Raw genomic sequence first — 7,510 nt, forward strand, 5'->3', positions numbered from 1 at the left:
GCATACGGGGTCTCCTTCGGGGCGCTCTCCGTCGCGTCCGGCCTCACGCTCTGGCAGACGGCGTTCCTCAGCCTGGTGATGTTCTCCGGGGGATCCCAGTTCGCCCTGATCGGAGTACTCGCGGCCGGCGGGGTCGCGGCGGGGCCATCGGCGATCGCCGGTGCCGCGCTGCTCGGCACCCGGAACGGCCTCTACGGCATTCGCACCGCGCCCATCGTCGGCCGCGGCTGGCTGCGCCGGTTCGCGGCGGCGTGGATCACGATCGACGAGTCGACGGCCGTCGCGCTCGCCCAGCCGACCCCGCGGTCGAGCCGGCGCGGGTTCTGGGTGACCGGCCTCATCGTGTTCGCCGGCTGGAACCTGACGACCTTCGTGGGCGCCCTGATCGGCAACACCCTCGGCGACACCCGCTCGTACGGCCTCGACGCCGCGGCCGCTGCCGCTTTCGTCGGCCTGCTCTGGCCGCGGCTGAAGCGGCGGCAGGCCCTCGTCGTCGCGGTGGCCGCCTTCGTCGTGGCCACAGCCCTGACGCCCGTTCTCGCGCCCGGGCTGCCCGTGCTTGCGGCTGCGCTCGTCGCCATCGTCGTCGGCTGGTCCAACTGGGCCGGCGCGCGCTCCGGCACCCCCTCTGGTACTCCAACGCGGGGGAGCGGCAGGTGACCCTCTGGCAGATCGTGATCGCGGCATCCATCGCCTGTGTCGTGCTGAAGCTCGCCGGCTATCTGGTGCCGGCCTCCGTGCTGAAGAAGCCGACCCTGGCGAGAATCAGCGAACTCGTGACCGTTGCCCTGCTCGCGGCCCTCATTGCGGTGCAGACGCTCGGCGCGGGGACGGGCGTTGCCCTGGACGCCCGGGTGCCCGCGGTCCTCGTCGCGGTCGTCCTGTTCGCCCTGCGGGTGCCCTTCATCGTCGTCGTGATCGTGGCCGCGCTTGTGGCGGCAGGCCTTCGAGCCCTCTTCTGAGCCTATTCGTCGAGGTTGTCTACGCCCGGCAGCCAGGCGAGGCCGGGACCGCCCCAGCCGCGCTTGCGCGTGACCTTCGTTGCGATCTTCGCGTAGAAGTGCTCGAGGCGATCCACATACACCGTGCCGTCGAGGTGATCGAATTCGTGCTGGAAGATCCGGGCGAGCCAGCCGTCCGCGTGGATTTCGAACGGCTTCTGGTCGAGGTCCACGGCGCGGAGGATCGCCCGGGGGGAGCGGAGCAGCGGGAATCGCTCGCCTGGGTACGACAGGCACCCCTCGACGTCCTCGTCTTCGTCGGCCTCTCCGGCGGGGACCGGAGTGATCCAGAGCTCGGGGTTGATCGCGACGCCGCGCCACTGTCGGTTGTCGTCGTCGAGGTAGGCGTAGGTGAACAGACGCAGCGGGATGCCGACCTGCGGGCCGGCGAGACCGACTCCAGGAGCGGCGTCCATCGTCTCGAACATGTCCTGGACGAGATCGCGGAGCTCCTGGTCGAAGGTCTCGACGGGCTTGGCGGGGGTGTGGAGGACGGGGTCCCCGAAAATAACAATTGAGCGAACGGCCATTCAGCAAGGATATCGGGCCGTTCCGTCGTAGGGTCGTTGAGTGCACCTCGACCTGATTGACTTCACCGTCGACCTCCCCGTCGACCCTCGCCAGGCGATCGGCATACCGCTCGCCCTGATCGGCGGCGTGTTCCTGTCGCTCGGAGCCCAGTTCCAGCACCGGGGCGTCAACAAGGTCGAGGCCAACACCGTTGCGGTCACGGGAGGCCTCGACCCGCACCAGCTGCTGCTCCTGCTGCGCCGGCCGTCCTGGGTGATCGGCACCCTCATGCTCGGCCTCGCCATCGTCTTCCAGCTCTCGAGCCTCGCCTTCGCCCCGATCATCGTCGTGCAGCCCCTCGGCGCCGTCGCCCTCGTGATCACGTCGATCGTCAACGCCCGGGTGACCAGGACCCCGGTCAACCGGGCCTCCAAGATCGCCATCGCGCTCTGCGTCGGCGGCATCGGGCTCTTCGTCACCGTCGCGGCCTTCTTCGCCGTGGATAAGCCGGTGACCGACAAGAACCTCATCACCATCCTGATCGTGCTCGGCGCGGTGCTCGTCTCCTTCGTCGTCGCGTTCGCGCTGCTGCACACCCAGTTCAAGGCGATCTTCTACATCACCGGCGCCGGTGTGGTCTACGGCTTCGTCGCGACCCTGGCGAAGGTGATCATCAACCGCACTCAGAACGGCAATTTCGAGTGGCTGACGCTCACCTGCGTCGCCGGCCTGCTCCTTGCGGCAGCTCTCGGCGCCTACTTCGTCCAGAACGCGTATTCGTCGGGACCGCCCGATCTCGTGATCGCCGGCCTGACCGTGATCGATCCGCTGGTGGCGGTCGGAATCGGCATCGTCGTCCTCGGCGAGATCGCACAGGCTCCAGCGTGGGCGGGAGTAGCGTTCGCATTCGCAGGTGCCATCGCGATCTGGGGTGTCATCCTGCTGTCGCGGCACCACCCGCAGGCATCCGTTACCGTATCGGAATAGGGCGCGCCGTCGCCGAGGATGGGCGAGAACACGCGGATTTAGAATAGGGTGCTAGGAGATGTCGGCCGCGTTCGCGCCGTCCAAGACCTGAAATACCGCCGGATGACGACCTCCGGCCCACACACGTTGGGACACCCTCACTTTGTCAGACTCGACCGCTTCGCCACTAGGTTCGACCCCTGTGGCTCCGGGTTCGAAAAAGCCGATCAAGGTCCTCATTGCCTGCGACACGTTCGCCCCTGACGTCAACGGCGCGGCGAAGTTCGCCGAGCGTCTCGCCGCCGGCCTGACCTCCCGCGGCCACGAGGTGCAGGTCTTCGCGCCGGCTGCCTCGGCCAAGCACGGCACCTGGACCGAAGAGCACGAGGGACAGACGTTCCTCGTGCACCGGATCAAGAGCTGGCGCTGGTACCCGCACGACTGGCTCCGCTACGCGCTGCCGTGGCTGATCCATGCGGAGAGCCGCCGAATTCTCGACACCTTCAAACCGGATGTCGTGCACTTCCAGTCCCACATCAACATCGGGCGCGGCGTCACGATCGAGGCCGCGAAGCGCGGCATCCGCATCATCGGGACGAACCACTTCATGCCCGAGAACATGCTCGAATTCACGCTCATTCCAAAGAGCATGCACGAGCGTCTGATCAAGATGGCCTGGAAGGCGGCTCGCCGCACCTTCGGCCGGGCGGAAGCCGTCACGACGCCGACCGTGCGCGCCGCCGAGTTCCTGGAGAAGTACACCGGACTCGAGGGCGTGCTCGCCATCTCGTGCGGCATCGACGCCCATAACTATTCACCGTCCTTCGAGCCGCGCACGGAGAACCGGATCCTCTTCGTCGGCCGAGTGACGAGCGAGAAGCAGATCGATGTGCTCCTGCACGCCGTGACGCTGCTCGCGCCTGAACTGGACACCCAGGTCGAGATCGTGGGCGGTGGCGACCAGAAGCGCAACCTCGAACACCTCGCCCAGAGCCTGGGCATCAGCAACCGCGTCGTCTTCCGCGGCTACGTGACGGATGAGGAACTGCGCGCGGCATACACCCGCGCCACCTTGTTTGCGATGCCGTCGATCGCTGAGCTGCAGAGTATCGCGACTATGGAGGCAATGGCCTCGGGCCTGCCGATCGTCGCCGCCAACGCCATGGCGCTGCCGCACCTCGTCCACGACGGACAGAACGGCTTCCTCTTCGAGCCAGGAGGCGCCCAGGACCTTGCGGACAAGCTGACCCGTGTACTCACTGCGGGCCCCGAAGTGCTCGACGCCCTCAAGCACGAGTCGCTCCGGCTGATCGGTGCCCACGACATCAATCGCACCCTCGACACTTTTGAGAGCCTGTATCGTGGGGAACCGGTGGTCGACACGATCACCTCAGATGCCGCCGCCCGCTCCACGGAGTGACTGCGGTTGGGGGCGGTAGCTCAGCTGGTTAGAGCAGCGGACTCATAATCCGTCGGTCCCGGGTTCAAGTCCCGGCCGCCCTACTCGAAATCTGTCTTGATCAGGTATTCTTGTTCTCGCTGAAGGGGCAAGACTCGATGCATGCAGTCTTTATCCATTGTTTATTCCGAAGTGCCCGCCTACTGACGGCGCTCATGGAGAAGGTGCGCGACCGAGTTCGCTCGGTCTGGAGTGACCTCGAACACCTACGGGTGGACATCATCGAGGTGATGCTCGGCACAGCGACACGCGCGCCGCTCAGCAACGCGACGTTCTCTCCACGAGGCCTACAGTTCTCGCCACGGAGTCAGATTGGGATCGCGCTGTTCATTGTCGGGCTGGCAGTCCTCGCATTCGGTGCCGGCTGGATGCTCGGGCAACGTCAAGCGGCAAGCCAGCGACGATTGTCCGATCCGGGCAGGCCAGGCAACTGAAAGGTTCCACTGCGTGGCCCGCGAGCCCAACCCTTATCGGGACGCTATCGAGAACGGTGTCACGGGTGATACCGTGTGTGCATGCCAATGACCCTTCGCTTGACCGACGACGAGGCGGACGCCCTGCGTCGCCGTGCCGAGTACGAGAGGCGGTCCATGCAGGACATCGCCAAACAGGCGGTCCGTGAATACGTCGAGAACCACAGCCGACAGGACCTTCTGGGTCGTGTCCTTGACGAGGAGCTCCCGCGCTACGCCGAAGCGCTTGAACGCTTGGGAAAGTGATCTATCTCACCTACGCTGATCTCCTCTACGTCGGGCAGCGGGCCCTCGGAGGAGACATGCCGGTCCGTGACCAGGGGTTGCTTGAGTCGGCGCTGGCCCGTCCGCGCGCGAGCGCATTCGGAAGGGATGCCTACGGGAGCCTCAACGAGAAGGCCGCGGCGCTGACGCACTCCTTGGCCCGCAACCACGGCTTGATTGACGGCAATAAACGCCTGAGTCTCGCTGCTCTGCTCGCATTCCTCGGTATGAATGGAAGACGGCTGACCTGGTCGAATGATGAGGCCTATGAATTCATCATGGACGTTTCTTCCGGGCGGCTTGACGACGTCTCCGAGATTGCGGAACGCATTGATCTGGGAAGCGAGGAGCGCTGAGACACAGGCGCCGTGGTCGACTCGAGAGTCGTGAAGGCTTCATTCCTCTCGCCGAGGTGTGGGTGACTGTCACTGGAAGCTGAGCCTCTGTCCCAGGGGACCTGCAAAGGCGTATCTGGTCGACTGGTCAGGCATGCCCTACATGCGATTCCTGCTAGGCAACATCGCAAAGGGAGAATCCCTCCCGCAACGGCTCAAGGTGATGGGCACTCTGCTCCGGGATACCCGTGGCCAACTCGCGAGCCTGATCCACTCGCACTGCACCTCGGCAGCTGCCCTGGCCCGGCACATTGGGCTTTCCGCGGATGTCGAGAACACGCTCGCGTACACCTTCGAGCGATTCGACGGCGAGGGCCTGCCGGCGGCAGTTTCCTGCGACAAGATCCCGATCGAAATGAGAGTCGCCCAGTTCGCGGATGTCGCCGAAGTTCACTACCGGATATACGGGCTCGACGCCGTGATCGCGATGGCCAGAAGCAGGCGGGGCGGACACCTCGATCCCGACGTCGTCGATGCTGCGCTTGGCTCGCCCGACGAGATCTTTGCGCCCGTGCCCGCCGGTGACTCCTGGAGTGATGCTCTTGGCTATGCACCCGATCGGGAGGTCCGACTCACCGACGAGAGTCTCGACCGGTTGGTGTGCGCGATAGGCGACTTCGTTGACCTCAAGTGCCGCTTCGCCTTCGGCCACTCCCGGCGCGTGGCCACGCTGTCGGCGAAGGCAGGCGAATTGTTGGGACTCGACGCCGGTAACCTCCGAACGCTTCGACGAGTGGGATACGTGCACGACCTCGGCTGTCTGGGCGTCTCCAACCAGGTGTGGTCCAAACCGGGCGAGCTGACTCCGTCAGAGTGGGAGCGCGTTCGCAGCCGGGGCCGCCAATGAACGTCTTGGGATGCGCCTGCCGGAGCACACCGACGCCGTTAGGCACGACGAGCGTGCCGCTTCCTCGGCAGAGGAGCAGAATGCTCGTAGTCGAGTTTCAACGTTGACCGGGAGGAAGAATGAGCGACCTCGATGTGCGCGAATCTTTTCTGCGGGCAATCACAGACAACGATCCGGAGGCCATGCGCGAGGGCCTCGAGCGTTTGTTCGGCCTCACCAAGGAGGGGCTCTCACCTGACGCTGAGTTTCGGCTTCGTGATGAGACCTACGTGATGGAGATGCCGCAGTCGGGGGAGCGCATCCGTGGACGTGAGGCCATGCGGGCAATGCAGGAGGCTTTTCCTGTTCCCCCCTCGATCACCCTGCGCCGAGTCGTGGGGTCGGGGCAAATCTGGGTCGTCGAGGGGACGAATGACTATGCCGGGGATGTGTGGCACGTGGTGGTCATCCTGGAGTTCGGAGCGGACGGGTCGATCATCCGGGATACCCGCTATTACACGCGAAAGTCGGAGGCACCCGGATGGCGGTCTGAATGGGTGGAGCCCCTCGACTAGATGACTCTGCTCAGGGGTTGTGTCAGTTGTAATTTCTCACAGAACAGGACACTCCTGGAGCTGCATGAGACCACCTGTTCACTGGAACCCGTGAACCCCGACTGCGGAGTCTCTGTCATTCGCTCCGAGACCTGATCTCGACGGATTCCCCGTTTCCTGGGGAACCTCAACCGGGCGACGTGCGTGTCAGCCGGGGTACGTTGGGAGACGTGACTAGCCGAAGCGGACGCATCGCCCTCATCGCCGTCGGCGTGATCGCTCTGATCCTTGGTGGCGTCTGGACCGGGCAGGGCATGAATCTGATCCCGGGAAGTTTCATGACGGGTAGCCGGATGTGGCTTTCCATCGGGCTCATCCTCGCAATCGTTGGCATCATCCTGATTTGGCTCGGCCTGCGACGGCCGGGGCACGGCCGCACGAGCAGGTGAGACGTGCCTTCCCCGCAGTCACTCAGCGAAGCTGACCGACGCCTCGTCGCAACCTGGGCTGCTGACTGTGCTGAGAGAGTCTTGGTCCATTTCGAAACGGAGGCGCCAACGGACGGCCGGCCACGTGATGCCATCGCTCGTACTCGGGCATTTGCTCAGGGTGATCTTGATACCGCCGGTGAAATTCGCAGGCGCTTCGTTGCTGGTCGGGCCGCGCAGGCAGTGAACTCTCCCTCGGCAGTGGCAGCTGCTCGGGCTGCCGGACAAGCTTCCGGCGTCGCGCACATGGGCGCGCACGCACTCGGCGCAGCCGCATACGCAGCGAAAGCCGCCGGGCTAGCCGCCGCTGATCAGGCTACGGCAGTCTCCGATGAGGTCTCCTGGCAGCTCGAGCACATGAATGCCCAAGTCAGGGCGGCGCTTCGGCAGTTGCCGCCCCTTGGTGAGGATTCCGCGGGCCCACTCGGTTCAGGTCTTCTCGCGTCGGGCATCCTCGGGTCGATCATTCGGAGGATTCAGGCCGCCTTGGGCAGTAGTGAATATTGGCTTCGATGGGCACCACCTGTGGTGCGAGTGAGCCCCACTGTTCAGATGCGTGATTTGTATCGTTCAG

Annotated in this window: 12 protein-coding genes and 1 tRNA gene; 12 read left to right on the forward strand and 1 reads right to left on the reverse strand. The window is 64.9% G+C overall.

Annotated elements, in window-relative coordinates:
* A partial coding sequence (locus tag QN357_RS16425) for an AzlC family ABC transporter permease (RefSeq protein WP_323505218.1) occupies positions 1-660 on the forward strand: 660 nt, incomplete at its 5' end.
* Positions 657-962, forward strand: a complete 306-nt coding sequence (locus QN357_RS16430; protein ID WP_134446027.1) for an AzlD domain-containing protein — start codon at positions 657-659, stop codon at positions 960-962. The genes QN357_RS16425 and QN357_RS16430, both read left to right, overlap by 4 nt.
* A gap of 2 nt (positions 963-964) precedes the next feature.
* Here the strand turns inward: QN357_RS16430 and def are convergent, their stop codons facing one another.
* A complete protein-coding gene (gene def, locus QN357_RS16435) occupies positions 965-1,531 on the reverse strand; it encodes a peptide deformylase (RefSeq protein WP_134446026.1) in 567 nt (188 codons plus the stop codon).
* 40 nt (positions 1,532-1,571) lie between these two features.
* Here def and QN357_RS16440 point away from each other — a divergent pair, with 40 nt between their 5' ends.
* The 10 genes from QN357_RS16440 to QN357_RS16485 all read left to right on the forward strand — a co-directional run.
* Positions 1,572-2,498, forward strand: coding sequence for a DMT family transporter (locus tag QN357_RS16440; protein ID WP_322135896.1), 927 nt, complete (start codon positions 1,572-1,574; stop codon positions 2,496-2,498).
* Between the two features lie 181 nt (positions 2,499-2,679).
* Positions 2,680-3,897: a glycosyltransferase gene (locus QN357_RS16445; protein ID WP_322135895.1), complete on the forward strand. Its 1,218-nt coding sequence runs from the start codon at positions 2,680-2,682 to the stop codon at positions 3,895-3,897.
* A 9-nt stretch (positions 3,898-3,906) separates the two neighbouring features.
* Positions 3,907-3,980 (forward strand) — tRNA-Ile (locus tag QN357_RS16450).
* Between the two features lie 168 nt (positions 3,981-4,148).
* Positions 4,149-4,370, forward strand: coding sequence for a hypothetical protein (locus QN357_RS16455; RefSeq protein WP_322135894.1), 222 nt, complete (start codon positions 4,149-4,151; stop codon positions 4,368-4,370).
* A 99-nt stretch (positions 4,371-4,469) separates the two neighbouring features.
* Positions 4,470-4,655, forward strand: coding sequence for a hypothetical protein (locus QN357_RS16460; protein WP_322135893.1), 186 nt, complete (start codon positions 4,470-4,472; stop codon positions 4,653-4,655).
* Entirely contained in the window at positions 4,652-5,029 is a 378-nt protein-coding gene (locus QN357_RS16465) for a type II toxin-antitoxin system death-on-curing family toxin (RefSeq protein WP_134446439.1), read from the forward strand. The genes QN357_RS16460 and QN357_RS16465 overlap by 4 nt, the downstream gene beginning before the upstream one ends.
* Before the next feature lie 133 nt (positions 5,030-5,162).
* On the forward strand, positions 5,163-5,915 hold the full coding sequence (locus QN357_RS16470; RefSeq protein ID WP_322135892.1) for an HD-GYP domain-containing protein: 753 nt from the start codon (positions 5,163-5,165) through the stop codon (positions 5,913-5,915).
* 119 nt (positions 5,916-6,034) lie between these two features.
* Entirely contained in the window at positions 6,035-6,469 is a 435-nt protein-coding gene (locus tag QN357_RS16475; RefSeq protein ID WP_134558450.1) for a nuclear transport factor 2 family protein, read from the forward strand.
* A gap of 209 nt (positions 6,470-6,678) precedes the next feature.
* Complete coding sequence (locus QN357_RS16480; protein ID WP_198413350.1) at positions 6,679-6,897, forward strand: hypothetical protein; 219 nt, start codon at positions 6,679-6,681, stop codon at positions 6,895-6,897.
* Between the two features lie 3 nt (positions 6,898-6,900).
* Positions 6,901-7,510, forward strand: a 610-nt coding sequence (locus QN357_RS16485; protein ID WP_323505221.1) for a putative immunity protein, incomplete at its 3' end; no start/stop codon positions are given.

It is taken from the genome of Cryobacterium sp. RTC2.1, assembly GCF_035018685.1.
Classification (GTDB): Bacteria; Actinomycetota; Actinomycetes; order Actinomycetales; family Microbacteriaceae; genus Cryobacterium; species Cryobacterium glucosi.

Excerpts from the sequence above, each read along its gene's own strand:
- QN357_RS16470 (WP_322135892.1), top strand. The coding sequence starts at position 5,163 with ATGCCCTACATGCGATTCCTGCTAGGCAACATCGCAAAGGGAGAATCC.
- def (WP_134446026.1), bottom strand. The coding sequence starts at position 1,531 with ATGGCCGTTCGCTCAATTGTTATTTTCGGGGACCCCGTCCTCCACACC.
- QN357_RS16475 (WP_134558450.1), top strand. The coding sequence starts at position 6,035 with ATGAGCGACCTCGATGTGCGCGAATCTTTTCTGCGGGCAATCACAGAC.